The organism is Pseudomonas sp. CFBP 13711, from assembly GCF_014842265.1.
Lineage (GTDB): Bacteria > Pseudomonadota > Gammaproteobacteria > Pseudomonadales > Pseudomonadaceae > Aquipseudomonas.
The window spans coordinates 157,409-183,318 of record NZ_JACYVI010000001.1 but is presented as its reverse complement, the minus strand read 5'-3'; the positions used below and the strand labels follow the sequence as shown (position 1 = coordinate 183,318).

At 61.1% G+C, this 25,910-nt stretch carries 26 protein-coding genes and 1 other RNA gene; 5 read left to right on the top strand and 22 right to left on the bottom strand.

Translation table 11 applies throughout. The features are described 5' to 3' along the window. Positions 1-4: 4 nt before the first annotated feature. The 15 genes from IFT47_RS00885 to rsmI form a co-directional block, all read right to left on the bottom strand. Positions 5-877 (bottom strand): cell division protein FtsQ/DivIB, encoded by an 873-nt coding sequence (locus IFT47_RS00885; RefSeq protein WP_192171755.1) that lies wholly within the window; start codon positions 875-877, stop codon positions 5-7. A 3-nt stretch (positions 878-880) separates the two neighbouring features. Beyond that, on the bottom strand, positions 881-1,840 hold the full coding sequence (locus IFT47_RS00880) for a D-alanine--D-alanine ligase (protein ID WP_192171756.1): 960 nt from the start codon (positions 1,838-1,840) through the stop codon (positions 881-883). Continuing rightward, on the bottom strand, positions 1,837-3,297 hold the full coding sequence (gene murC, locus IFT47_RS00875; protein WP_133772215.1) for a UDP-N-acetylmuramate--L-alanine ligase: 1,461 nt from the start codon (positions 3,295-3,297) through the stop codon (positions 1,837-1,839). Before murC ends, IFT47_RS00880 begins: the two co-directional genes overlap by 4 nt. Continuing rightward, positions 3,290-4,363: an undecaprenyldiphospho-muramoylpentapeptide beta-N-acetylglucosaminyltransferase gene (gene murG, locus IFT47_RS00870; RefSeq protein ID WP_192171757.1), complete on the bottom strand. Its 1,074-nt coding sequence runs from the start codon at positions 4,361-4,363 to the stop codon at positions 3,290-3,292. The genes murC and murG overlap by 8 nt, the downstream gene beginning before the upstream one ends. Further along, positions 4,350-5,567, bottom strand: a complete 1,218-nt coding sequence (gene ftsW, locus IFT47_RS00865; protein ID WP_133772211.1) for a putative lipid II flippase FtsW — start codon at positions 5,565-5,567, stop codon at positions 4,350-4,352. Before ftsW ends, murG begins: the two co-directional genes overlap by 14 nt. Next, the gene (murD, locus tag IFT47_RS00860; protein ID WP_192171758.1) at positions 5,564-6,910 is read right to left on the bottom strand and encodes a UDP-N-acetylmuramoyl-L-alanine--D-glutamate ligase; all 1,347 of its coding nucleotides are present in this window, start codon (positions 6,908-6,910) and stop codon (positions 5,564-5,566) included. Before murD ends, ftsW begins: the two co-directional genes overlap by 4 nt. A 5-nt stretch (positions 6,911-6,915) precedes the next feature. After that, a complete protein-coding gene (mraY, locus tag IFT47_RS00855) occupies positions 6,916-7,998 on the bottom strand; it encodes a phospho-N-acetylmuramoyl-pentapeptide-transferase (protein ID WP_037014691.1) in 1,083 nt (360 codons plus the stop codon). After that, positions 7,998-9,368 (bottom strand): UDP-N-acetylmuramoyl-tripeptide--D-alanyl-D-alanine ligase, encoded by a 1,371-nt coding sequence (locus IFT47_RS00850; protein WP_192171759.1) that lies wholly within the window; start codon positions 9,366-9,368, stop codon positions 7,998-8,000. The genes mraY and IFT47_RS00850 overlap by 1 nt, the downstream gene beginning before the upstream one ends. Next, complete coding sequence (locus IFT47_RS00845) at positions 9,361-10,824, bottom strand: UDP-N-acetylmuramoyl-L-alanyl-D-glutamate--2,6-diaminopimelate ligase (protein WP_192171760.1); 1,464 nt, start codon at positions 10,822-10,824, stop codon at positions 9,361-9,363. Before IFT47_RS00845 ends, IFT47_RS00850 begins: the two co-directional genes overlap by 8 nt. After that, the gene (locus IFT47_RS00840; RefSeq protein ID WP_407073217.1) at positions 10,824-12,569 is read right to left on the bottom strand and encodes a peptidoglycan D,D-transpeptidase FtsI family protein; all 1,746 of its coding nucleotides are present in this window, start codon (positions 12,567-12,569) and stop codon (positions 10,824-10,826) included. The genes IFT47_RS00845 and IFT47_RS00840 overlap by 1 nt, the downstream gene beginning before the upstream one ends. Beyond that, positions 12,569-12,862, bottom strand: coding sequence for a cell division protein FtsL (ftsL, locus tag IFT47_RS00835; protein WP_192171762.1), 294 nt, complete (start codon positions 12,860-12,862; stop codon positions 12,569-12,571). Before ftsL ends, IFT47_RS00840 begins: the two co-directional genes overlap by 1 nt. After that, entirely contained in the window at positions 12,859-13,806 is a 948-nt protein-coding gene (gene rsmH, locus IFT47_RS00830) for a 16S rRNA (cytosine(1402)-N(4))-methyltransferase RsmH (RefSeq protein WP_192171763.1), read from the bottom strand. Before rsmH ends, ftsL begins: the two co-directional genes overlap by 4 nt. Beyond that, a complete protein-coding gene (mraZ, locus tag IFT47_RS00825; protein WP_192171890.1) occupies positions 13,803-14,258 on the bottom strand; it encodes a division/cell wall cluster transcriptional repressor MraZ in 456 nt (151 codons plus the stop codon). The genes rsmH and mraZ overlap by 4 nt, the downstream gene beginning before the upstream one ends. Before the next feature lie 307 nt (positions 14,259-14,565). Next, an RNA gene (rnpB, locus tag IFT47_RS00820) (RNase P RNA component class A) lies at positions 14,566-14,923 on the bottom strand. Between the two features lie 86 nt (positions 14,924-15,009). Then, the gene (rsmI, locus tag IFT47_RS00815) at positions 15,010-15,915 is read right to left on the bottom strand and encodes a 16S rRNA (cytidine(1402)-2'-O)-methyltransferase (RefSeq protein WP_244655870.1); all 906 of its coding nucleotides are present in this window, start codon (positions 15,913-15,915) and stop codon (positions 15,010-15,012) included. Positions 15,916-16,137: 222 nt separating this feature from the next. Between rsmI and IFT47_RS00810 the strand changes: the two genes are divergently transcribed. The 4 genes from IFT47_RS00810 to IFT47_RS00795 all read left to right on the top strand — a co-directional run bounded on the left by IFT47_RS00810 (position 16,138) and on the right by IFT47_RS00795 (position 19,686). Beyond that, positions 16,138-17,952 (top strand): penicillin-binding protein activator, encoded by a 1,815-nt coding sequence (locus IFT47_RS00810; protein WP_192171765.1) that lies wholly within the window; start codon positions 16,138-16,140, stop codon positions 17,950-17,952. Continuing rightward, a complete protein-coding gene (locus tag IFT47_RS00805; protein WP_244655871.1) occupies positions 17,949-18,323 on the top strand; it encodes a YraN family protein in 375 nt (124 codons plus the stop codon). The genes IFT47_RS00810 and IFT47_RS00805 overlap by 4 nt, the downstream gene beginning before the upstream one ends. 194 nt (positions 18,324-18,517) lie before the next feature. After that, positions 18,518-19,111, top strand: coding sequence for a phosphoheptose isomerase (locus tag IFT47_RS00800; protein WP_065992135.1), 594 nt, complete (start codon positions 18,518-18,520; stop codon positions 19,109-19,111). Further along, positions 19,108-19,686 carry a BON domain-containing protein gene (locus tag IFT47_RS00795; protein WP_192171767.1) on the top strand — a complete coding sequence of 193 codons (579 nt, stop codon included), beginning with the start codon at positions 19,108-19,110 and terminating at the stop codon, positions 19,684-19,686. The genes IFT47_RS00800 and IFT47_RS00795 overlap by 4 nt, the downstream gene beginning before the upstream one ends. Positions 19,687-19,764: 78 nt before the next feature. Here the strand turns inward: IFT47_RS00795 and IFT47_RS00790 are convergent, their stop codons facing one another. The 7 genes from IFT47_RS00790 to rplM form a co-directional block, all read right to left on the bottom strand. Next, a complete protein-coding gene (locus IFT47_RS00790; RefSeq protein WP_192171768.1) occupies positions 19,765-20,178 on the bottom strand; it encodes a ClpXP protease specificity-enhancing factor in 414 nt (137 codons plus the stop codon). A gap of 18 nt (positions 20,179-20,196) precedes the next feature. Continuing rightward, positions 20,197-20,814, bottom strand: coding sequence for a glutathione S-transferase N-terminal domain-containing protein (locus IFT47_RS00785; RefSeq protein WP_037014722.1), 618 nt, complete (start codon positions 20,812-20,814; stop codon positions 20,197-20,199). 226 nt (positions 20,815-21,040) lie between these two features. Then, positions 21,041-21,808 (bottom strand): cytochrome c1, encoded by a 768-nt coding sequence (locus tag IFT47_RS00780; protein WP_192171769.1) that lies wholly within the window; start codon positions 21,806-21,808, stop codon positions 21,041-21,043. Next, entirely contained in the window at positions 21,808-23,019 is a 1,212-nt protein-coding gene (locus tag IFT47_RS00775) for a cytochrome b (RefSeq protein WP_192171770.1), read from the bottom strand. Before IFT47_RS00775 ends, IFT47_RS00780 begins: the two co-directional genes overlap by 1 nt. Continuing rightward, positions 23,019-23,612, bottom strand: a complete 594-nt coding sequence (gene petA / locus IFT47_RS00770) for a ubiquinol-cytochrome c reductase iron-sulfur subunit (RefSeq protein ID WP_192171891.1) — start codon at positions 23,610-23,612, stop codon at positions 23,019-23,021. Before petA ends, IFT47_RS00775 begins: the two co-directional genes overlap by 1 nt. A 123-nt stretch (positions 23,613-23,735) precedes the next feature. Then, the gene (gene rpsI, locus IFT47_RS00765) at positions 23,736-24,128 is read right to left on the bottom strand and encodes a 30S ribosomal protein S9 (protein ID WP_065992123.1); all 393 of its coding nucleotides are present in this window, start codon (positions 24,126-24,128) and stop codon (positions 23,736-23,738) included. A gap of 14 nt (positions 24,129-24,142) precedes the next feature. Beyond that, entirely contained in the window at positions 24,143-24,571 is a 429-nt protein-coding gene (gene rplM, locus IFT47_RS00760) for a 50S ribosomal protein L13 (RefSeq protein WP_019693576.1), read from the bottom strand. 240 nt (positions 24,572-24,811) lie between these two features. Here rplM and IFT47_RS00755 point away from each other — a divergent pair, with 240 nt between their 5' ends. Next, complete coding sequence (locus IFT47_RS00755; RefSeq protein WP_192171771.1) at positions 24,812-25,849, top strand: NADP(H)-dependent aldo-keto reductase; 1,038 nt, start codon at positions 24,812-24,814, stop codon at positions 25,847-25,849. Positions 25,850-25,910 lie beyond the last annotated feature (61 nt).

Sequence of the window (25,910 nt, the reverse complement as noted above, 5' to 3'; positions counted from 1 at the left end):
CTTATCAATTCTTCGCGACGGCGGGTTTGTCCGTCGTTGGCGCCGCTGCCTGTTCGCGCCAACCAACGGCAAGGCCGTTGTTGTAACGAAGGTCGACGCGCGCAATGTTCGTGATCTGGTCTTTCAGTGTCTTGTCGTAGATGGCGATAAAGCGGCGCATCTTCTCAAGCAGATTGCCTCGTCCCAGCAGCAGCTCCAGGCCAGGGCCTGCAGTGCCTGCGCCGGTGGTCAGAAACCAGCTGCCTCGCTCACGCAGTTCCAGGCGAGCGATGGAGAACCCCAGCGGGCGCAACATCTGGCTCAGCACCTGGTACTGATGCATCACCTGCTGTTGAGCCCGTTGAGGCCCGAACAACTGCGGAAGGTGTTCGTAGTTGGCCAGCTCACGCGGGGTGAATGCCTGACCCTGGTTGTTCAGCAGGGATTGATCGCCCCACCGCGCAACCGGTAGTTGTTCTTCCAGACGGATCACCACCTGATCCGGCCAGACGCGGCGGACCTCGGCGTGGGCAATCCACGGCATTTGCTCCAGCTCGGTGCGCATGCCGGCCAAATCAATGTTGAAAAAGCTGGTCGCCACGAACGGCGCGATCCGCTGCTGCACGGCCTGCTGACTGATGTAGCTCAAGTCGCCCTGCACGTTGATCCGCGAGATCGGCCGATCGGCGTAAGGCAGCAGGCGCTGAGCGGCTTCGTACGTACCAAAACCAAACACCACCAGCAGCACCGGCCACATGAGGCTGCGCAGGAAACCGAAATTCGGTCGTGGCATGCGCGACGACATGGGCTCCTTGGCAACCATGCGGCTGGCACCCCGCGGCACCGGCTTGTTGCGGCCGGTAGCGGATTGCTGATGACGAACCGTTGCGCCGTGCATGATCTACCCTCGCACCTGGACGCTGTCGGCCAGAATCGCTAACACCAACTGTTGGAAATCGAGCCCGGCTGCGCGTGCAGCCATAGGTACAAGGCTGTGATCGGTCATGCCGGGAACGGTGTTGACTTCCAGCAGCCAGAATTTGCCGTCGGCGTCCTGCATGACATCGGTGCGCGCCCAGCCGGCAATGCCGACCGCTTCACAGGCCCGGGCCGTGAGTGCCTTGAGTTCATCTTCTTTGGCTGCATCGAGGCCGCACGGAATCCGGTACTGGGTATCGGAGGCCAGGTACTTGGCGTCGTAGTCGTAAAAACTGTGGGGAGTACCCAGACCGATGGGAGGCAATACCTGCCCACGCAGAGAGGCGACGGTGAACTCAGGACCTTCGATCCATTGTTCGACCAACACTTGCGAATCGTAGGTACGGGCGGCGTTCCAGGCGGCGATCAATTCGTCGACGCCGGTCACCTTGGCCATACCGATACTGGAACCTTCATGGGCGGGTTTGACGATCAAAGGAAAGCCCAGTTCCGTCGCCGCAGAAATACAATCCGCCTCGCTGCTCAGCACGGCGTGGCGCGGCGTCGGCAAGCCGAGACTCTGCCAGACCTGCTTGGTGCGCAGCTTGTCCATCGCCAGCGCCGAAGCGAGCACGCCGCTGCCGGTGTAGGGAATTTCCAGGCACTCAAGCAGACCCTGCATGGTGCCGTCTTCGCCGCCACGACCGTGGAGGACGATGAACGCCCGATCGATTTGTTCACTGACCAGCCGCTGCAGGAAATCCTCGCCCACGTCGATACCGAACGCGTCGACGCCTGCGCTTTGCAGGGCTTCAAGCACTGCGCTGCCGGATTTCAGGGACACCTCCCGCTCCGCGCTCTTGCCGCCGAACAGCACGGCGACGCGACCGAAGCGTTTCGGCTCCAGCGTCGAGAACAGGGCGGACTGCAGGGCGGCTGTCATTTCAGCTTACCTTCGGTTGAGGCCACGATGGCGCCGGTGAAGAGCGGGCTTTTCAGCAGCTGTGGTGCAAGGCCGCCAATGTCGCCGGCGCCCTGGCACAGCAGGATGTCGCCGGCGCGCAGCAGTGGTTTGACCAGCGGGGCGAGTTCGACACCACGCTCGATGTAGATCGGATCAAGCTGACCGCGCTGACGAATGCTGTGGGCCAACTGACGGCTGTCCGCACCCGGAATCGGTTCTTCACCGGCCGGATAGACTTCCATCAGCAGCAACACGTTGGCCTCGTTGAGCACCTGCACGAAATCGTCGTACAGATCGCGGGTGCGGCTGTAACGGTGCGGCTGATAGACCATGACCAGACGACGGTCCGGCCAGCCACCGCGCACGGCATTGATGACGGCAGCCACTTCACGCGGGTGGTGACCATAGTCGTCGACCAGCATCACGTTGCCGCCTTCCACCGGCAGTTCGCCGTACACCTGGAAGCGACGGCCAACGCCCTGGAAGCCGGACAGGCCCTGAACGATGGCTTCGTCTGAGACGCCCTCGTCAGTGGCGATGGCAATGGTTGCCAGCGAGTTCAGCACGTTGTGCTTGCCCGGCATGTTGACCGAGACATCCAGTGGCTCGCGGTCGCGGCGCAGCACGGTGAAGTGTGTGTGCATGCCGTCCTGGCGCACGTTGATCGCGCGCACGTCGGCGGCGTCATCGAAGCCGTAGGTCATGATCGGACGCTTGACCGAAGGCAGGATGTCGCGCACCACCGGATCGTCGATGCAGACAACTGCCAGACCGTAGAACGGCAGGTTGTGCAGGAATTCGACGAAGGTCTTCTTCAGTTTGTTGAAGTCGCCTTCGTAGGTCGCCATGTGGTCGGCGTCGATGTTGGTGACCACGGCCACCAGCGGCTGCAGGTGCAGGAAGCTGGCGTCGCTTTCGTCGGCTTCGGCGATCAGGTAACGGCTGGTGCCGAGCTGCGCGTTGGTGCCGGCAGCGTTCAGACGCCCGCCGATCACAAAGGTCGGATCAAGGCCACCCGCCGCGAACACCGAGGCGATCAGGCTGGTGGTCGTGGTTTTGCCGTGGGTACCGGCGACCGCGATGCCGTGGCGATAGCGCATCAGCTCGGCCAGCATTTCAGCGCGTGGCACGACAGGAATGCGACGCTCAAGGGCAGTCGCCACTTCCGGGTTGGAGGTGTTCACAGCGCTGGAGACCACCAGCACGTCCGCCGTCGATGCGTTTTCTGCACGATGGCCGATGAAGATCTGCGCGCCAAACGATTCGAGACGCTCGGTCACCGGCGAAGCCTTGAGGTCGGAACCGGACACGTCATAGCCCAGGTTCAGCAACACTTCGGCGATACCGCACATGCCCACCCCGCCGATGCCCACGAAGTGGATACGACGGATACGGCGCATTTCCGGCTGTGGCATGGCGCGTTGATTCTCAACCATGGGCCACCTCCAGGCAGATATCGACGACGGTGTTGGTGGCGTCAGGCTTGGCCAGTTGGCGAGCCGTGACGGCCATGCGGTTCAATTGTTCGGGTTGCATCAAAACCTCTTTCAGGCGAGCGGCCATTTCGGCGGCGCCAGTTGTCGCTTGCGGCATGACGAAGGCAGCGCCCTCGCGAGCCAGATAGTCGGCGTTGCGTGACTGGTGGTCGTCGATCGCATGGGGCAAAGGCACCAGCAACGACGGCAGCCCGGCGGCAGCCAGTTCACTGACGGTCAACGCACCTGCGCGGCAGACCACCAGATCTGCCCAGCCATAGGCTTGGGCCATGTCTTTGATGAACGGGGCGACCTGCGCCTCGACACCGGCGGCGCGATAACGCTCGGCGGTCACTTCATCGTGATGCTTGCCGGCCTGATGAAACACTTCAGGGCGGATATCGGCAGGCACTTGTGCCAGGGCTTCCGGCAGCAATTTATTCAGCGGCTCGGCGCCCAGGCTTCCGCCCAGCACCAGCAAACGAGGCCGGCGGCCAATCAGCGTCTGGCGCGGCGTTTCGAAAAAAAGCTCGGCACGAACAGGGTTACCGGTGGTGCGACGCTTGGCCGACGCGGCGAAGGTCTGCGGGAACGCTTCACAGACGCGTGCGGCGAACGACGCAAGACTGCGATTGGCCGTGCCCGCTACTGCGTTTTGCTCATGGATGATCAGCGGCACGCCGGCCAGTTTCGCCGCCAGACCGCCAGGGCCTGTCACGTAGCCACCGAAACCGACGACGCAGACCGGCTTCAACTCACCCACGATCTTGCGCGCCTGCAGCAAAGCCTTGATCAACATGAAAGGCGCCTTGAGCAGCGACAGCCGGCCCTTGCCGCGCAGACCGGTGACGTTAATCAGGTGCAGCTTCAAACCTGCCGCAGGTACCAGTTCGTTTTCGATGCCGCGCGGCGTTCCGAGCCAGTGCACGGTGTAACCGCGGGCCTGGAACTCACGGGCGCACGCCAGCGCCGGGAACACGTGTCCACCGGTACCGCCCGCCATGATCAAAACGTTACCGGCGGCCATGGGTCGGCTCCTCGGCAAAGTCGCTTTCCTGGAACTCGGCCTCTTCACTGCCCATGTTGTTGCGCGATTCCCACTCGATGCGCAGCAACAGGCCCAGGCTGGCGCAGCAGATGATCAACGAGCTGCCGCCGTAGCTGAGGAACGGCAGGGTCAGACCCTTGGTCGGCAGCAGACCGACGTTCACCCCGATGTTGATCAGGAACTGACCAATCCACAGGAATGCCAGGCCATACGCGGTGTACGCAGCGAAGAACTGCTTGGCGCGCTCGGCCCACATGCCGATATACATCGCCCGGATACTGACGAACACGAACAGCGCGACCGTGGCGAGGGAACCCACCACGCCCAACTCTTCAGCCAGTACCGAGAACACGAAGTCGGTGTGCGCTTCCGGCAGGTAGAACTGCTTCTGCACGCTGTTGCCAAGGCCGACGCCGAACCATTCACCGCGACCGAAGGCGATCAGCGCCTGGGTCAGCTGGTAGCCAGAACCGAACTGATCGGACCACGGGTCGGTGAAGGTAATCAGACGCGCCATCCGGTACGGCTGCGCCTGAACCAGCACGAACACGGCACCCACTGCCAGCGCGACCATCAAGCTGAAACGGAACAGCCCGACGCCGCCGAGGAACAGCATCGCCGCCGCCGCGCCCATCATCACGACCGTGGCACCGAAGTCCGGCTCCATCAGCAGCAGACCCGCCATCGGCAGCAGCACGATGAACGGCTTGAAGAAGCCCATCCAGCTCTCGCGCACTTCCTGCTGGCGACGAATCAGATAACCGGCCAGGAAAATCACCACGAAGACTTTGGCGATTTCCGACGGCTGCACGTTGAACATGCCGAAGCCGATCCAGCGCATCGAACCGTTCACCTCACGCCCGATGCCGGGCACGATCACCGCAATCAACAGACCGAACGCGCCAATCAGCATCAGCCATCCCAAGCGCTGCCAGGTAGCAACCGGCACCATCATGGTCGCGACGCAGGCGATCAGGCCCAGCACCAGATAGATCAGGTGACGGGTCATCATGTACAACGCGTTGCCCGACTGAACGGCGGCCACTTCCGACGACGCGGAAGTGATCATCACCAGGCCCAGGCCCAGCAACGCGAGGCAACCGGCGAGCATCGGGAAATCGACGTCAACGCCACGGCCGCTGATGATCGGCGACGGGTACGGCTTGATCACGCCAAAAATCATGACAAGTCCCCCACGGCCCGGACGAACAGTTGTCCGCGCTCCTCGAAATTCTTGAACATGTCCAGGCTTGCGCAGGCGGGCGACAGCAACACGGCATCCCCTTCCTGCGCGATATCAGCAGCACGTTGCACGGCTTCTTCCAATGTAGTGACGCGTACCAGAGGCACCGAATCGCCGAAGGTCGCGGCGAGCAGATCCGCATCGCGGCCCAGCAGGACCACGGCGCGGCAATGGGCAGCAACCGGGGCTTGCAGCGGGGTGAAATCCGCGCCCTTGCCATCGCCGCCGGCAATCAGCACCAGCTTGCCGTCGATGTCGGCGCCCAGGCCTTCGATCGCTGCCAGCGCGGCGCCGACGTTGGTCGCTTTGGAGTCGTCGTAGTAATTCACGCCGTTGAGCTCACGCAGCCACTGGCAGCGATGAACCAGACCGGCAAATGTCTTGAGGCTCGCCAGCATGGCGTCAAACGGCAGACCCACCGCATGACCCAGCGCCAGTGCGGCCAAGGCGTTGGCCTGATTGTGGCCACCACGGATTTTCAGCTCGCGGACCGGCATGAGGTTGTCGAACTGAAAGGCCAGGTACTTCTCGCCGTTCTCTTCGCGCAAGCCGAAGCCGTTTCTGTCGGGCTTGTTCAAACCAAAGGTCCAGCACGGCACGCCTTCGCCGATCAACGGCCGGGTCAGCGCGTCCTGACGATTCACCACCACTTGGCGCGCGCCGCGGAAGATCCGGTGCTTGGCCAAGTGATAAGCCGGCAGGCCGCTGTAACGGTCCATGTGGTCTTCGCTGATGTTCAGCACGGTCGCCACTTCAGCGCCAAGCTGATCGGTGGTTTCCAGCTGGAAGCTCGACAGCTCCATCACATACAGCTCGACGTCATCGCTGAGCAGGTCCAGCGCCGGGGTACCGAGATTTCCGCCAACCGCAACTCGCTTGCCCGCTGCCGCCGCCATCTCGCCCACCAGCGTGGTGACCGTGCTTTTCGCGTTCGATCCGCTGATGGCCACGATGGGCGCCCTGGCATTGCGAGCGAACAGCTCGATGTCGCCGGACAGCTTCACGCCGCGCATGGCCGCTTGCTGCAGGGCCGGGGTTGCCAGCGCCAGACCGGGGCTGACATACAGCTCATCGGCGCGGCACAGGAATTCAACGTCCAGCTCACCACAACGCACTTCGACCTGCGGGTAGTCCCGGCGCAATGTCTCGAGTTCTGGCGGATGCTCCCGCGTATCGGCGACAGCAAACGACACACCCCGATTCGCCAGGAAGCGAACCAGGGACATGCCGCTCTTGCCGAGGCCGACAACGATGCGGAAGTGGTCAGAAGCGATCAGTGACACTCGTTCTACCTCAGTTTCAACGTGGCAAGGCCGACCAACACCAGAATCACGGTGATGATCCAGAAACGGACGATCACGCGCGGCTCGGGCCAGCCCTTGAGTTCAAAGTGGTGATGGATGGGCGCCATGCGGAAAACGCGGCGGCCGGTCAATTTAAAGGATGCGACCTGAATGACGACTGACAGGGTCTCCATTACGAAGACGCCGCCCATGATGAACAGAACGATTTCCTGACGGACGATGACCGCGATGGTGCCCAATGCCGCGCCCAGGGCCAGCGCCCCGACATCACCCATGAACACTTGAGCCGGGTAGGTGTTGAACCAGAGGAAACCCAGCCCCGCACCGATCAGCGCGCCACAAAACACGATCAATTCACCCGCGCCCGGCACGTAAGGGATCAGCAGGTATTCTGCGAACTTCACGTTACCCGACAGGTAGCAGAAGATCCCCAGTGCGCCGCCGACCATCACGGTCGGCATGATCGCCAGACCGTCCAGGCCATCCGTGAGGTTCACGGCGTTGCTGGAGCCGACGATCACGAAGTAGGTCAGCACGACGAAGCCAATGCCCAGCGGGATACTGAAGTCTTTGAGCATCGGGATCAGCAGCGTGGTTTCCACGGGCGATTGCGCAGTCATATAAAGGAAGATCGCCGCGCCCAGGCCGAACACCGATTGCCAGAAGTATTTCCAGCGGCTCGGCAGCCCGCGCGAGTTCTTCTCGATCACCTTGCGGTAATCGTCGACCCAGCCGATGGCGCCGAACAGCAGCGTGACGATCAGCACGACCCACACATAACGGTTGCTCAGATCAGCCCACAACAACGTGGCGATGCCGATTGCAGACAGAATCAGCGCGCCACCCATGGTCGGCGTGCCGGATTTGGAAAGGTGCGATTGGGGTCCGTCGTTACGCACGGATTGACCGATCTGCTTGCTCTGCAGGGCGCGGATCATCCACGGGCCCAGGCACAGGGAAAGTGACAATGCAGTGAGCACGCCAAGGATCCCGCGCAGGGTCAGGTACTGAAAGACCGCGAAGCCTTTGTAGAACTGTTGCAGATACTCGGCCAGCAGCAGCAGCATTAATGTTTCTCCAGGCGTGTTCCGCATAAGGCCGCTACGACGTTTTCCATCGCAGCGCTGCGTGAACCTTTAATCAAAATGGTGGTGTTTTTATCGTGCTCGGCGCCAAGCGCTTCGATCAGCTCGGCCTGAGTTTCAAAATGGCGGGCATCCTGCCCGAAAGCCTTGACCGCATGGGCCATCAACGGACCGACGGCATACAGCGCGTCGACTTTGCCGACCGCGTATTCGCCGACATCGCGATGGCCCTGCTCCGCCCAGGCGCCCAGCTCGCCGATGTCGCCCAGCACCAGAACCTTGCGGCCCGGAAAACCGGTGAGGATGTCGGTCGCGGCAGCCACGGAAGTGGGGTTGGCGTTGTAAGTGTCATCAATGACGCGCATGCCGTTCGGCGCCAGTTGCGCGACGGTGCGGCCCTTGACCGGCTGTACGTCGTCAAGCCCGGTGACGATGCCCGCGAGCGAAACGCCCAGCGCATGGGCAGCAGCCGCCGCGGCCAATGCATTGGCAACGTTGTGCGTGCCCAGCAGATTCAACTGCACCGGCGCGGAGCCGTTCGGGGTGTTCAACGTGAATGCCGGGCAACCGCGCGCATCAATGCCCAAGTCGCTGGCGTAAAAGTCAGCACGGCTGTTGTTGAGCGCGAAGCTCAACACGTTGCGCGAGCCGGCGCGGGCCACCCAGATATCGAACGCCTTGTCGTCGAGGTTCAATACCGCAACACCGCGAGCGTCCAGGCCTTCGATGATCTCGCCCTTGGCTTCGACGATCTTTTCCGGACCGCCGAACTCGCCCACATGGGCAGTCCCGGCGTTGGTCAGGACACAGACATGGGGCTTGGTCAGGCTGACCGTGAAAGCGATCTCGCCCACCCGGGAAGCACCCAGTTCGATGACGGCGGCGTCGAATTCCGGCGCCAGCTCCAGCAGCGTCAACGGTACGCCGAGTTCGTTGTTCAGGTTGCCGCGGGTCGCCAGCACGGGACCACGGGTGCGCAGGATGCTCGCCAGCATTTCCTTCACGGTGGTCTTGCCGCTGGAACCGGTGATCGCAGCGACCGGCTTGTCTATAAAGGCATTACGGTTCATCGCGCCGAGTTGCGCGAGGGCTTTGCGGGTGTCGGTGACGATCAACTGCGGCAGCGAACTGCCCGGGACCTCGCGTTCAACCAACGCGCCGACTGCGCCTTTGGCAGCGACTTGATCGAGATAGTCGTGACCGTCGAAGCGCGGGCCGGTCAGCGCCACGAACAATTGGCCGGGCGTGATTGCGCGGCTGTCGATGCTGACACCGGAAAAACTGCAGTCATGGCCGACACGACGTGCGTCGAGCGGCACCAGCAGTTCACTGAACGAGAGCGGCTTAAGCATGTGCAGCCTCCCAGGCGTCGAGCGCTTTGGTGGCTTCTTCCAGATCGGAGAACGGCTGACGCTGGCCGTCGATTTCCTGGTAATCCTCATGGCCCTTGCCGGCCAGCACGATCACATCGGCAGCGGACGCCTGGGCGATGATCTGCGCGATCGCCTGACCGCGCCCGGCAACGAAATCGACTGCGTTTGCCGAGACGAACCCAGCACGGATGTCATCGAAAATACGGGCCGGGTCTTCGCTGCGCGGGTTGTCATCGGTGACCAACACTTTGTCGGCCAGACGCTCGACCACTTCGGCCATCAGCGGACGCTTGCCGCGATCGCGATCGCCGCCGCAGCCGAACAGGCAGGTCAGTTGACCTTTTGCGTGTGGGCGCAAGGCGGCAAGCACTTTTTCCAACGCGTCAGGGGTGTGGGCGTAATCGACCACCACCAGCGGACGCGAGCCACCGCCCAGCCGCTGCATCCGGCCCGCAGGGCCTTCCAGCGTTGGCAGGACTTTGAGAATGTCATCCAGCGGGTAATCAAGCCCCATCAACGCGCCGACCGCAGCCAGCACGTTGCTCAGGTTGAAACGGCCCAGCAGGCTACTGCGCAACGCATGGCTGCCCTGGGGCGTAACCAGAGTCGCGCGCACGCCGTCGTCATCGAACTGCGCATCACGGCAAAACAGGTAAGCGCTGCTGTCTTCCAGGCTGTAGGTAATCAGGCGCGAAGGGTGCGGCGCAGCGGCGAGCTGGCGACCAAACCCGTCGTCAAGATTGACCACACGGCAGCGCAGGTCATTCCAGGCGAACAGCTTGGCCTTGGCAGCCGCGTAAGCCTCCATGGTGCCGTGGTAATCGAGATGGTCACGGGACAGGTTGGTCATCACTGCCACGTCGAAAGCCAACGCAGTAACCCGGCCCTGATCCAGCCCGTGGGACGAAACTTCCATGGCAACCGCTTTGGCCCCGGCCCTTTTCAGATCGTAAAGGGTCGATTGCACGGAGATCGGATCCGGCGTGGTGTGGATGCCGCTTTTCAGCTCGCTATAGAAGCCAGTGCCCAGTGTGCCGATGATGCCGCAGTGCTGGCCGAGCTTGTCCAACGCCTGTGCGACCAATTGAGTCACGCTGGTTTTGCCGTTGGTGCCAGTCACACCGATCAGGTTCAGGTTGCGGCTCGGGTCGCCATAAAAGCGCCCGGCAATGTCGGACAACTGCGCTGCCAGACCCTTGACCGGAATCATCGGGATATCGGTGATCGGCAGCACCTTGGCGCCTACGACCTCGTAAGCAATGGCCGCCGCGCCGTGGGCGATGGCGTCGGTGATGTGCTCACGGCCGTCAACCTTGAGGCCCGGAATCGCCAGAAACAGATCGCCCGGACGCACTTTGCGGCTGTCCAGGGTCAGTTCGCGAATCAGCAGATCGCGGTTGCACTGCGCAAACAGCTTGCTCAAATTCAAAGACATCAGCCACGTCCTCCCTTGACTGGGGCGGCGGCGGGCACAGCGTTGGCTTGTTGCTCAGGCGGAATCGGCGCGAGGTTGTCCGGGCGCACGTTCATCAAGCGCAGCGTGCCCGACATCACTTTGCTGAAGACTGGAGCGGAAACCAGACCACCGAAGTAACCGCCTTTGCTTGGCTCATCAATGACCACAACGACCGCGTAACGCGGGTTGCTCATCGGGCCGAAGCCGGCGAACAGCGAACGGTAGGAGTTTTCCGCGTAGCCCTTGGTGCCCACGGATGTCTTACGCGCAGTACCGGACTTGCCTGCCACGTGATACGACGGAACGCGCGCACGGTAAACGCCACGCGGGTCTTCGATCACTTGCTGCAACATGCCCTGCACCGTCTTGGCCGTCGCTTCCGGAATGGCCTGAACCGACTCGGCTGGATTATCAGTTTTGAGAATGGTCAGCGGCACGATCTTGCCGTTGTTGGCCAGCGCTGCGTAGGCGTGGACCAACTGCAGCGCCGTCACCGACAGGCCGTAGCCATACGACAGCGTTGCGGTTTCAGCCTTGCGCCACTCACGGTAGTTCGGCAGGTTGCCGACGCGCTCGCCCGGGAAGCCGAGGCCGGTGTATTGGCCCAGGCCCACACGCTGCATGGCGTGGAAAATCGCTTCGCCACCCACGTCGAACGCGACTTTACTCATGCCGACGTTACTGGAATTGATCAGAATGCCGGTCAGGTCGAGGATCGGGCCTTCGGTTTTGGTCACGTCACGGATGGTGTATTTGCCGATCTGCAACGTGCCCGGGTACACCTCGACCTTGTCGCTAGGCTTCCAGCGGCCGCTTTCCAGTGCGGCGGTCATGGAGATCGGCTTCATGGTCGAACCCGGCTCGAACACGTCGATGATCGCGCGGTTACGCATCGCCGCCGGCACCATGGTGCGACGGTTGTTCGGGTTGTACGTCGGCTGATTGACCATCGCCAGTACTTCGCCGGTTTTTACGTCCATGATCACCAGGCTGCCGGCCTTGGCGTCGTTTTCCTGAATGGCGTTGCGCAGCTCGCGGGTCGCCAGGTATTGCAGGCGCAGATCAATAGACAAAGCCAAGGTCTTGCCGGCCTTGGCGTTTTTCTTCACTTGCAGGTCTTTGATCATCCTGCCTCGCCGATCCTTGATGACTTGCCGCTTGCCGGGGACGCCGGCGAGCCAGTCTTCGTAGGCCAGCTCTACGCCTTCACGGCCGTGATCGTCGAGGTCGGTAAAGCCGACCATGTGCGCGGTGACATCGCCCGCAGGGTAGAAACGGCGGAATTCTTCCTTGCCGTAAACGCCCGGGACTTTCAGATCAAGCACCGACTGACCCTGCTCCGGGGTCAGGCCACGGACCAGATAGATGAATTCTTTGCTTGCCTGTTCGTTGAGTCGATCCGTCAATGCCTTGGGATCCTGCCCCAATGCTTGCGCAAGCTGGACCCATTTGGTCTTGTCGGCCTGCATTTCGGACGGGTTTGCCCAGATGGTGGTGACCGGCGTACTGACGGCCAGCGGCTCACCGTTGCGGTCGGTGATCAGACCACGGTGGGCGGGAATCGAAACGGTGCGAAGGCTGCGCGCATCGCCCTGCTCGATCAGGAAGCGATGGTCGATGACCTGTAGGTCGACGATGCGGTAGCAGATCGCGATGACCATGACCGACAGCAGGCCGACCACGACGCGAAACCGCCACGGGTAGAGCGCCCCTTCGAGTTTCATCATGGCGACACCATCCGGATGTCGGCGGCGTTCGGGATGCGCATTTTCAGCTGATCAGTGGCCAGGGCTTCGATACGGCTGTGGGCAGTCCAGGTGCTTTGCTCAAGAATCAGGCGACCCCACTCGGCCTGCGCTTTGTCGCGCACGCTGAGTTCACCGTAAAGGGAGTTGAGCAGCTGACGATTCCAGTGCGCGCTGTACGCCACACCGATCGCTGACACCAGCACGGCGATAAACAGCATCAGCATGAAGAAGCTGCCGCCCGGCAGGGGCTTGAAGAAACCGCGGTTCATCGGAGTTTCTCCGCGACGCGCATGACGGCGCTGCGCGAACGCGGATTGGCGCGGGTTTCATCATCGGACGCGAACTGCGCCTTGCCGATCAGTTTGATACGCGGCTCGAAGGCCTGATGACGGATCGGCAGGTTGCGCGGAAGGTTGTCGGCTTCGCCCTTGACCAGCTTGCGCATGAACAATTTGACGATGCGATCTTCCAGCGAGTGGAAGCTGATGACCACCAGGCGGCCGCCCACTTCAAGGGCGTCCAGCGCAGCGTCAAGGCCGGCTTCCAGATCACCCAGTTCGTTGTTGACGTGAATGCGCAGACCCTGGAACGCACGGGTCGCCGGGTTCTTGCCCTTTTCCCACGCCGGGTTGGCGACTTTCAGCACTTCGGCGAGATCGCCGGTGCGCTCGAACGGCTCAGTCTCGCGGCGGGCCACGACAGCACCGGCCATGCGGCGGGAGAAACGCTCTTCGCCGTATTCCTTGAAAACGCGGGCGATCTCTTCGGCGGGCGCAGTGTTGACGAATTCGGCTGCGCTGACGCCGCGGGACGGGTCCATGCGCATGTCGAGGGGGCCATCGTTCATGAAGCTGAAGCCGCGCTCGGGGTCGTCCAGTTGTGGCGACGACACACCGAGATCCAGCAGAATGCCGCTGACCTTGCCCGCCAACCCGCGTTCTTGAGCTTCGGCGCCCAATTCAGCAAAGCTGCGCTGCACAATGACAAAGCGGCCGTCTTCGGCCGCCAGCGTTTGCCCGGTGGCAATCGCTTGGGGATCTTTATCGAATCCGAGAAGCCGACCCTCCGGCCCCAGGTTCTGCAATATAAGGCGGCTATGTCCGCCACGACCGAACGTGCCATCCAGATAGCAGCCATCGGCGCGCACCGCGAGAGCCTCGACGGCTTCTTCGAGCAGTACGGTGATGTGGGTAAAGCCGCTATTCGTAGTCACAGGATCAAATCACGCAGTTCATCGGGCATCGCACCCGGTTTTTGAATGGCCGCAAGGTCCGCATCAGCAAGTGCGTTCCAGGCGTCCTCATCCCACAGTTGAAACTTGTTGAGCTGGCCTACCAGCATCACTCGCTTATCGAGCTTGGCGTATTCACGCAAACGTGGCGGCACCAGGAAACGCCCGCTGCCGTCCAACTCCAGATCAACCGCATTACCGATCAACAGCCGCTGCAGGCGACGGTTTTCTTCACGGAATGTGGCGAGCTCGCGCAGCTTGGCCTCAATCAACTCCCACTCGGGAAGCGGATAGATGCACAAGCACGGGTCGACGGTATCAATGGTGACAATCATCTGGCCGGCGCTACGCGAATCCAACTCGTCACGGTACCGGCTCGGCATAGCGAGACGGCCCTTTGCGTCGAGATTGATTGCGTTTGCACCACGGAACACAGGCGCGATCTCCAAATATTATCTTTTTGCGGTCAAAAAACCCACTTCACGCCACTTTCCGCCACTTGCGCACACTATAGGAATGCGCCCACCACACCGTCAAGGCGACTTCACGAGGAAAACCCTTACAGGACGGATATTTAGGAGCACTTACGCAGGAGATGTAGCGGATTTCAGACCCGTCCTACGGATATTTCCGTGGATGAACAAACAGATGAGGTCTGAAGTTAAAGTGATTTGTGAGGTTTAAGATTTTTTTGGTATTACGGAAGGGGATAAATCGTACAAACGAGGGGAAGAAAAGGAGGTGGAGAGTCGATCTGTAAGCCGGGTTCTGTCGAGGACAGTCATTCCTCTACGATGGCCATCACTGGACATCTTTAGCAACCTACCCGGTTCCAGCGCGGGCCACGCCTTGGAACCCTATTTGGTCTTGCTCCGAGTGGGGTTTACCTAGCCACGAACTGTTGCCAGACGTGCGGTGCGCTCTTACCGCACCTTTTCACCCTTACCGGCACCGAAGTGCTTAGGCGGTTATTTTCTGTGGCACTTTCCGTAGGCTCACGCCCCCCAGGCGTTACCTGGCACTCCGCCCTATGGAGCCCGGACTTTCCTCCCCCCTCCATTGCAGAACAATGAAAGGCAGCGACTGTCCAATCGACTCTCCGCCGCCAAGGTTAATGGGAGGGCGGCTCAAGAACAAGCTTTAATCGGCTCTCGCGCCATTTGCAGAGCTGCCCGCGACATCCCGTCACACGCTTTTCTGTTTATCCAGCGCCACCTGATAGAGCAGGTTCTTACGCACCCCGGTGATCTCTGCTGCCAGTGCGGCGGCACGCTTGAGGGGCATTTCCTCCAGCAGCAGATCCAGCACCCGCCGCGCTTCGGCGCCAATCACGTCTTCGCCTTCAGGCTCGCTCCAGCCCGCCACAAGCACCACGCACTCGCCGCGCTGCTGATTACTGTCGCCCTCAACAAAGGCACGAAGCTCGGACAGCGGCAGCCCCTTGAGGGTTTCGAACGTTTTGGTCAATTCGCGGCCCAGCACGGCGGGACGGTCCGGACCGAAGACTGCTTCCATGTCCTGAAGGCATTCGAGAATGCGATGGGGCGCTTCATAGAAGATAAGCGTGCGCGGCTCTTCCTTGACGAGTTCGAGCCGCGCCTTTCGGCCCACCGACTTGGCCGGCAAGAAGCCTTCGAAGATGAAGCGGTCCGAGGGCAACCCCGCCGCAGAGAGCGCCGCGATCAAGGCGCAGGCGCCAGGGACCGGGATCACTTGAATACCGGCTGCCCGGGCCTGACGCACCAGATGGTAACCGGGGTCAGAAATGAGCGGCGTGCCGGCATCGGAAATCAACGCAACGTTATCGCCGGCCAGCAGGCGCGTGATGAAGCGGCTCCCCTCCTCGCGCTCATTGTGCTCATGACAGGCCGCCAATGGCGTCGGAATGCCGAAGTGCTGCATCAGCCGTAACGAGTGGCGGGTATCTTCTGCGGCAATCAGCGAAACATCGCGCAGCACCTTCAAGGCGCGGGCGCTGATGTCATCCAGGTTGCCGATCGGCGTGGCCACCACATAAAGCGCGCCTGTAGTGGAATTCGAAGCACCCGGAGCAGTCAAAGCGCACACCTCATGTTGTGTAAAAGCCTGCATTGTACAGGCTGCGGCCGACAAAATTGGACGTCGCACCCCGTGAGTTCAGAAAAGCAGCTCGAACACCCGCAACATGGCAGCGACTCCGCGACAGTCCGACTCACGTCAACTGACGCGCCCGGAGACGATCAATATCGCCACTTTAACGCCTTCAACGTCGCGCCCCGGCCAGTGCTTGGGTACACTTCCACGCTAATTTGCTCGAGTATCAGGAACATACACATGATCGCTTGCCTGCGGCTGTTCTCTGCCCTCTGCCTCGCTGCCCTTCTGGCTGCCTGTGCCGGTTCGCCCTCCTCCAGCCTTGGCGAATTGCCTCGCTCCCCCGATGCCAGCATCGAACAACTGCTCGAACAGGCCGCTGCGGCAAAATCGCCTGACCAGGCAGCGTTGCTGAAACTGACGGCGGCCGACCTGGCAGCGCGCCAGAACAACCCAAGCCGCGCCGCGAGCATTCTCGAGCAGGTCCAGATGGACCAGCTCAAGACCGACAAGCAAATCTACGCCAACACCTTGTCTGCCGAACTGGCACTGGGTCGCAGCCAGCCGAAAGCTGCGCTGACCGCCCTCAACCACCCGAGCATGCAGCATCTGGGCGAGATGCCGGTTGACCTGCAGACCCGCACCCACACCGTTCGCGCCCGGGCTTTCGAAGCAGATGGTCAGACCCTCGCTGCTGCGAGCGAGCGTGTGTTCATGGGCCCGTTGCTGCAAGGCGACGCCCTGAACGCCAATAACGACGCCATCTGGACGCTGGTTGCTGCGCTGCCACCCGAGCAGCTGCAAAGCTCGGCCAACGATGACATGGGCGGCTGGCTGAGCCTGGCCCGCGCGGTCAAAGGCGCCGGCACGCTGGAACAGCAACAAGCGGCCATCGACAACTGGAAGGCGCAGAATCCGCAACACCCGGCGGCACGTCAGCTGCCGACTGCCCTCGCGCAATTGCGTGACCTGAAGAGCCAGCCGTTGACCAAGATTGCGCTGCTGCTGCCGCAAGACGGTCCGCTCGCCTCGGTCTCCCGCGCCCTGCGCGACGGCTTCATGGCCGCAAACTACCAAGCGCAGCAGGCCGGCGAGAAGCCACCTGCGATCGAAGTATTCGACAGCTCCCGCGTGACCTCGATGGACGCCTTTTATGCGCAAGCCAAGGCTGCAGGCGTGCAGTTGGTAGTGGGTCCGCTGGAGAAGCCACTGGTTAAACAGCTGAGCGCTCGACCTCAACTGCCGATCACCACGCTGGCGCTGAACTACAGCGATTCCGGCACCCAGGGCCCTGCCGAGCTGTTCCAGTTCGGTCTGGCAGCGGAAGACGAAGCCCGCGAAGTGGCCCGCCGTGCCTGGGCCGATGGCAAGCGCAGTGCGGTTGCCATGGTGCCGAAGGGCGAATGGGGTGATCGCGTACTGGAGGCCTTCCGTCAAAGCTGGCAGGCCAAAGGCGGCACTTTGCTGGGTGCTGAACGCATCGATCAGCCGGTCGCACTCGCTCAACAGGTTGCCGATCTGTTCCAGTTGCGCAACAGCGAAGGTCGCGCCCAGCGCGTGCAAGGCGCCACTGGCACGCAGATGGCTGCTCAGCCTTCCCGTCGCCAGGACGTGGACTTCATGTTCCTCGCTGCAACGCCTCAACAGGCTCAGCAGATCAAGCCGACCATGGTCTTCCAGTACGCTGGCGATGTTCCGGTCTATGCCACTTCGCACCTGTTCACCAACAGCGGCGACCCGGCGATGTACAACGACCTGAACGGCGTGCGCTTCTGCGAAACCCCGTGGTTGCTGAACGCCAACGACCCATTGCGCCAGCAAGTGACGGCGCAATGGCCACAAGCCTCCGGCAGCCTTGGCCGTCTCTACGCCATGGGCATCGACGCTTATCGTCTGGCGCCACGACTGACCCAGTTGAAAACGCTGCCTGAGAGCCGCATCGACGGCCTGTCCGGCAGCCTGGCGATCGGCCAGGGCCAACGCATCGAGCGTCAGCTGCCATGGGCAGAGTTCGTAGACGGCAAAGTCCAGCGCCTGCCGGACACCGCGCCTTGACCTCAGGCACGACCCGTCAAATCGCAGGGCGCAAGGCCGAAGCCTACGCCCTGCGTCACCTGCAACAGCATGGGTTGCAGCTGATTACCCGCAACTGGTCATGCAAACGCGGCGAGCTTGATCTGGTCATGCTCGACGGCGATACAGTAGTATTCGTCGAAGTTCGGTATCGTCGCCATGCCGGCTGGGGTGGTGCGCTGGAAAGCGTCGATTTTCGCAAGCAGGAAAAGCTCACGCTGGCAGCTCAGTCCTTTCTGCAAAGCGAGGTGCGCTGGGCCGATTCGCCGTGCCGCTTCGACGTCGTCGCGATCAATGGCGACCCCGGCACATCACCCGCGCTTAACTGGCTGACCAACGCTTTCGATTGCTGAAAACGCGATGATTCCGTGCGATTGCAGCGTAAGATCGGCCGCCTTCCCGGCTAAAGCCGGTCCTACTGCACCAACCCAACGAACCACACTGGCTCTTTTGCTCTTTGCTTTGCGGGCTGCACAGTTTTGTGCCGGGACGCCGATGACTTATCGGACGCCGCCCCGACCAGCCGCCCCTATTAAGGTTTTCATAGATGGACATGCAATCCCGAATTCGCCAGCTTTTTCAGGCCAGCATCGACACCAAGCAACAGGCGATGGATGTTGTTGCACCCCACATCGAGCAAGCCAGCCAAGTGATGGTCAACGCCCTGCTCAACGAGGGCAAGATGCTCGCCTGCGGTAATGGCGGTTCGGCTGGCGATGCCCAGCACTTTTCCTCGGAGCTGCTCAACCGTTTCGAACGCGAGCGACCGAGCCTGCCCGCCATAGCGCTGACCACTGACACCTCCACCATCACCTCCATCGCCAACGACTACAGCTACAACGAAATCTTTTCCAAACAGATTCGTGCGCTGGGTCAGCCGGGCGATGTGCTGCTGGCGATTTCCACCAGCGGCAATTCGGCGAACATTATTCAGGCCATCCAGGCCGCACATGATCGTGAAATGATTGTCGTAGCCTTGACTGGTCGCGATGGCGGCGACGTTGCGTCGTTGCTGTTGCCGGAGGACGTTGAAATCCGCGTCCCGGCGAAAGTCACCGCACGTATTCAGGAAGTCCACCTGCTGGCGATCCACTGCCTTTGCGACTTGATCGACAGCCAACTGTTCGGGAGTGAAGAATGATATCCAAACGTCTTAGCCTGCTGGCCCTGACGCTCTGCCTGGGCATCAGCGGATGCAGCTCGGTGATCAACGCTAGCCGTGAAGCGCCGATCGATGACGATCGCGGTACACGCACCTTCGGCAGCAAGATCGACGACTCGCTGATCGAGACCAAGGTCGCGGTCAACATCGCCAAGGCCAGCCCTGATCTGGACAACGCGTCGCACATCGTCGTGACCAGCTTCAACGGCATCGTCCTGCTGGCCGGCCAGACCCCGCGCGCCGACCTCAAACAACTGGCCGAGCAAACCGCCAGCCAGGTGCAGAAGGTCAAGAAGGTCAACAACGAGCTGCAGGTCACCGGCCCGTCCTCGATGCTGGCGCGCAGCAATGACGCCTGGCTGACGAGCAAGATCAAAACCGAGATGCTCACCGACAGCGCCATCCCGGGCTCGCGCATCAAGGTCGTGACTGAAAACGGCATCGTCTACCTGCTGGGCCTGCTGACCCAGGCCGAAGCCACCCGCGCCACCAACCTGGTGCAAGGCGTCGGCGGCGTGCAGAAGATCGTGAAGCTGTTTGAGTACATTGACTGACGGTGTGATAGCCGCCAATCGGCACACACAAAAAAGGCGATCCCTCGGGATCGCCTTTTTCGTTGTTGCAGCAGCGACTTACTTGACCACTTTCAGACTCGGCCGGCCCGTAGGGCGTGGTGGCTCGTCGTTCGGTGGCGGCATGTCGTCTTCGACGTCCAGATCTTCGTCTTCATCCACAGCAGGCTCAAGGTCGAAGACCATGCCCTGCCCGTTCTCGCGGGCATAAATGCCCATGATCGCGGCAATGGGCACGTACAGGCTGTGGGGAACGCCGCCGAAGCGGCCTTCGAAACTCACCGCGTCGTTGTCCATGTGCAAATGGCGCACGGCGCTCGGCGAAATGTTCAGAACGATCTGCCCGTCATTGGCGAAGCCTTGCGGGACTTGCACCGCTGGGTAATCGGCATTGACGAGTACGTGCGGTGTGCAATCGTTATCGACGATCCACTCATACAGCGCGCGGATCAGATAAGGGCGACTGGAGTTCATCAAACGGCTCCTAAGGCCTTAGCGCATGTCGCGTTCGACACCAGACAGACTTGCCTGAAATGCCTCACGCGCAAATTGGCGCTCCATGTAGTCAAGCAGCGGCTTGGCGGGCCGCGGCAATTCGATACCCAGAATCGGCAGGCGCCAGAGTATGGGCAATAGACAGCAGTCGACCAGACTTTGCTCGTCGCTCAGGAAAAAAGGCTTATCCGCGAACAACGGCGATACGCCGGTCAGACTTTCGCGCAGCTCCTTGCGCGCCTGAACACGTGCGGCTTCTTTGCTGCGCGGGTCCAGAATCAGATCCACCAGACCGCACCAGTCGCGCTGAATCCTGTGGATCAGCAAGCGGCTGTTGGCACGCGCCACCGGATAGACCGGGAGCAGCGGCGGATGGGGATAACGCTCGTCCAGGTATTCCATTACCACCGTCGACTCGTACAACGCCAGGTCACGATCAACCAGGGTCGGCACGCTGCCGTACGGATTCACCTCGATCAATTTGGGCGGATGACGGCCCTCGACAACTTCAATGATCTCGGCGCTGACACCTTTCTCGGCGAGCACAATGCGCACGCGATGGGAATAGTGGTCGGCGGGGTCGGAGTAACAGGCCAACCGATTGGTCACGCCCATGGCGGTCCTCCTCGCTTGTAGATATTCAAAAAGCAGAAATACGGATGCGCCGCGAGGGCGCTTTCGGCGACGTCCACGATGATCGGGTGTTCAACGCGGGCGACAAGATAGCTCATTTACTCAAGGTAGATTCTGCAATCTTCAGCCCGCCACTATACCCGCTCTGCCTCCATTACCTGAAACAGCGCAGCAGCAGGTGGCCGAGACACGCGAATCAGACGCCTGCTCAACGGATGTCTTTCCAGAATTCCCGCTTGAGCAGCCAGGCCAGGATGAACAACACGGCCAGGTAAAGCAGCACGTAGGTGCCGATGCGCTGATGCTGCAGCTTGTCCGGGTTGGCCGAATAGGCGAGGAAGGTGACAAGGTTCTTCACCTTCTCGTCGAACTGCGCGTTGGTCAGCGTGCCGGTGTTGGGCACGATGATCAGTTGATCGCAGGCTTCGTGATTCAGGGGCGTGTCGGTGTGTTTTTCCCCGTCTTCGACGCGCTGAACCTCTTTGCAACCGAGCCTCTGACGCCCCTGAAGCCCTTCCAGCACGTTGGGCATGGCCACGTTGGGGAAAACGGTGTTGTTCACGCCCCAGGGCCGCGTCGGGTCCTCGTAGAACGAACGCAGATAGCCATAGAGCCAGTCAGTTCCGCGAACGCGGGCGACAAGGGTCAGATCGGGCGGTGCTGCGCCAAACCAGGTTTTCGCATCCGCCGGCTGCATGCCGATGGTCATGTGATCGCCGATCTTCGCTCCGGCAGGCGCCAGCTTTTCCAGCATGCGCTCGTGGGAAATGCCCAAATCGTCCGCGACGCGCTCATAGCGCTGGAATTTGGCGCTGTGGCAACCCATGCAGTAATCAACGAACGTCCGTGCGCCATCCTGCAGGGCGGACTTGTCGGACACATCGATATCAACGCTCTCAAGGCCCGCGCCATGCTCATCCGCGAACGACAGCGCCGGCAACAGGGCCATGAGCAAAACAACGAGCAGCTTTTTCATCAGCTCGTCACCCTATCCGGCACCGGCTTCGTCCGCTCCATGCGCGTGTAGAACGGCATCAGGATGAAGTTGGCGAAATACGTGAAGGTGCAGACTTGTGACAGCAATGCGCGCCCGGGACTCGGCGGAAGAACGCCCAGCACCCCGAGCGTCACGAAGCACACGCAAAACACCGTTAGCCCCGCGCGGCTCAGCCAACCCTTGTAGCGCATCGATTTGACCGGGCTGCGGTCAAGCCACGGCAGCACGAACAGTACGGCAATGGCCGCACCCATGGCCATGACGCCGAGAAGCTTGTCCGGGATGGCGCGCAAGATCGCGTAGAACGGCGTGAAGTACCAGACCGGCGCAATGTGCTCCGGGGTCTTGAGTGGGTTCGCTGGCTCGAAGTTGGGCTGCTCGAGAAAGTAGCCACCCATCTCCGGGAAGAAAAACACCACCGAGCAAAAGATGAACAGAAACACCACGACGCCGAGCAGATCCTTGACCGTGTAGTACGGGTGGAAGGGAATGCCGTCCAGCGGGTTGCCGTTCTCGTTCTTGTACTTGTTGATGTCGACGCCGTCGGGGTTATTCGAGCCCACTTCATGCAGCGCCAGAATATGCAACACCACAAGCCCGAGGATCACGATTGGCAGCGCCACGACGTGCAGCGCGAAGAAGCGGTTGAGGGTGATCGCGGAGACCAGATAATCGCCGCGGATCCATTGTGCGAGGTCGTTGCCGATCACCGGAATGGCGCCAAACAGGGAAATGATCACCTGGGCGCCCCAGTACGACATCTGCCCCCACGGCAGCAGGTAGCCTGTAAACGCCTCCGCCATCAGCGCCAGATAAATCAGCATGCCGAAGATCCAGACCAACTCGCGTGGCTTCTGATACGAGCCGTACAGCAGGCCGCGAAACATGTGCAGGTAGATGACGATGAAGAATGCCGACGCGCCGGTCGAATGCAACAACCGCAGGATCGAGCCGTATTCGACGTCGCGCATGATGGACTCGACCGAGGCAAAGGCCCCCTCTGCCGTGGGCGTGTAACTCATGGTCAGCCAGATGCCCGTGAGGATCTGGTTGACCAGCACCAGCAACGCCAGCGCGCCGAAGATATAGAAAAAATTCAGGTTTCTGGGCACGTAGTACTTGCTGAGGTGGTTTTCCCACATTGAGGTCACGGGCAAGCGCGCATTGATCCAGTCCATGAGCCTGCTCATCACGCTTCCTCCTGATCCACGCCAATGACGATGATTGAGTCCGACTCGTAGGAATGCGGCGGCACTGGCAAATTCAGCGGTGCAGGCTGTGCCTTGTACACGCGGCCAGCCAAATCGTAACGGGAGCCGTGGCAGGGACAGAAATATCCGCCGACCCAGTCCTTGCCCAAGTCAGCGGGGGCGACTTCGGGGCGAAACGTCGGTGAGCAGCCGAGATGGGTACAGATGCCGACCAACAGCAGGATTTCCGGCCGGATGGAACGCACCACCGGATCGACGTAGCCAGGCTGGGTGGAGGCCTTTGACTCGGGGTCGGAGAGCTTGCCGGTAAGCTGGCCCAGACGGGAAAGGATCTCGGGCGTACGACGGACAACGAACACCGGCTGCCCGCGCCATTCGGCGATCATCTGCTGGCCGGGCTCGATCTTGCTGATGTTGACTTTGACAGGCGCTCCCGCAGCCCTGGCCTTGGCGCTCGGGAACCACGAGCCCACGAACGGCACGGCGGCGCCGACCGCCCCTGCTGCGCCCACCACAGACGTGGCCGTCACAAGGAAGCGACGCCGGCCCGTGTTTACGCCGTCATTGCCCATGGCGCCCTCTCCCGTCAGCATCCGAGATCTCCTTGACCAGGCCCTCGGAATCAATAAAAGACAGCCATAAAAAAACGCCCAGCTTCGTATAGAAACTGAGCGTTCTTTTTGAACGGAAGCGAATTAACGCTTCGAGTACTGCGGACGCTTACGCGCTTTACGCAGACCGACTTTCTTACGTTCAACTTCGCGAGCATCGCGAGTGACGAAGCCTGCTTTGCGCAGAGCGCCGCGCAGGGTTTCGTCGTACTGCATCAGAGCGCGGGTGATACCGTGGCGGATTGCGCCAGCTTGACCACTCACACCACCGCCGATGACAGTGACGTAGATGTCGAATTTCTCGACAGTCTGAGTCAGTTCCAGCGGCTGACGAACTACCATGCGGGCAGTTTCGCGACCGAAGAACGAGTCCAGGGAACGGTTGTTGATGGAGATGTTACCGGTGCCCGGACGCAGGAAAACGCGAGCGGTTGCGGTCTTGCGACGGCCAGTGCCGTAATTTTGAGTCGCCGACATAATGAACTATTCCGTTAAAACTTCAGTTCTTGGGGCTGCTGAGCAGTATGAGGGTGTGCAGCGCCCGCATAGACTTTCAGCTTACGATACATGTCGCGACCCAGCGGGTTCTTAGGCAGCATGCCTTTGACCGCGGTCTCGATCACGCGCTCAGGAGCTTTGGCGATCAGCTTTTCAAAGTTGATCGACTTGATCCCGCCCGGGAAACCGGAGTGAGAGTAGTAGATCTTGTCGGTGGTCTTGGCACCGGTCACACGGATCTGCTCGGCATTGATCACGACGATGTAGTCGCCAGTGTCAACGTGCGGAGTGTATTCCGGCTTGTGCTTGCCACGCAGACGGCTCGCGATTTCAGTGGCCAGACGACCCAGGGTCTGACCAGCAGCGTCGACGACGAACCAGTCGCGCTTTACTGTTTCCGGTTTAGCGGTAAAAGTTTTCATTCTTTATAGCCTCAAAGGCCGCCCTGAAAAATAGACGGCGGAGCATACTCATTAGTACGGTCTTTGACAAGTCAAAGGCCGCCGGGCACGAACGCTATAGGGGGCTCGGGTCAGCGCGTTCGATCGCAGCGGTTTCTTTTGGCGCGGGGCATCACTCCAGCGACAAAGAGGAGCGGAATTATGCAGATTGCGAAAAAAATTTCAACCTGCTTTTATGGCTCTTTTAAACAGGAGAGCCAAATGGACTACCGCCAACTGGGCAGAACCGACCTCAATGTCAGCGCAATCTGCCTCGGCACCATGACTTGGGGCGAGCAGAACAGCCAGTCCGAGGCCTTCGCGCAGATAGAACGGGCCAAGGCCGCCGGCATCAATTTCATCGACACCGCCGAGATGTATCCGGTGCCGCCGAAGAAAGAAACCTACGCCAGCACCGAGACCATCATCGGCAACTGGTTCAAGCAGAGCGGCGACCGCGCTGACTGGATCCTCGCCAGCAAGATCGCCGGTCCCGGCAACGGCATTGATTACATCCGTGACGGCCAGCTGAAATTCAACCGCGATCACATCGTCGCGGCGCTGGATGCGAGCTTGAAACGCTTGCAGACCGATTACCTCGATCTGTATCAATTGCACTGGCCTGAGCGCAGCACCAACTTCTTCGGCAAGCTCGGTTACAACCACAGCGAGGAGCACTTCACCCCGCTGCTGGAAGTGCTCGAAGCGCTGGACGAGCAGGTCAAGGCCGGCAAGATCCGCCACGTCGGTCTGTCCAACGAAACGCCTTGGGGCACCATGAAGTTTCTTGCTGAGTCCGACACCCATGGTCTAACGCGCCCGGTGTCGATTCAGAACCCCTACAACCTGCTCAACCGCAGCTTCGAGGTGGGTCTGGCGGAAGTGGCGATTCGTGAGCAATGTGGCCTGCTAGCCTACTCGCCCATGGCCTTCGGGATGTTGTCTGGCAAATACGCCGACGGCGCCCGTCCTGCCAAGGGCCGTTTGAGCCTGTACAGCCGCTTCACGCGCTACTTCAATCCGCAATCGGAAGCGGCCTGCGCGCGTTATGTTGCGCTGGCTCGCGAGCACGGTCTTGATCCGGCTCAAATGGCCCTGGCGTTCGTGACCGGGCGCAGCTTCGTTACCAGCAACATTATCGGTGCAACGACGCTGGAGCAGCTGGAAAGCAACCTGGCGAGCGCGGAACTGGTGCTGTCGGATGAAGTGCTGGCGGGCATTGACGCGATTCACAAGGATCAACCGAATCCTGCGCCTTGATCGGTGATTGCGTGATCGCTGATTGACTGTGGAACCGCAGAGGGTCTTTACAAGGCCCCTC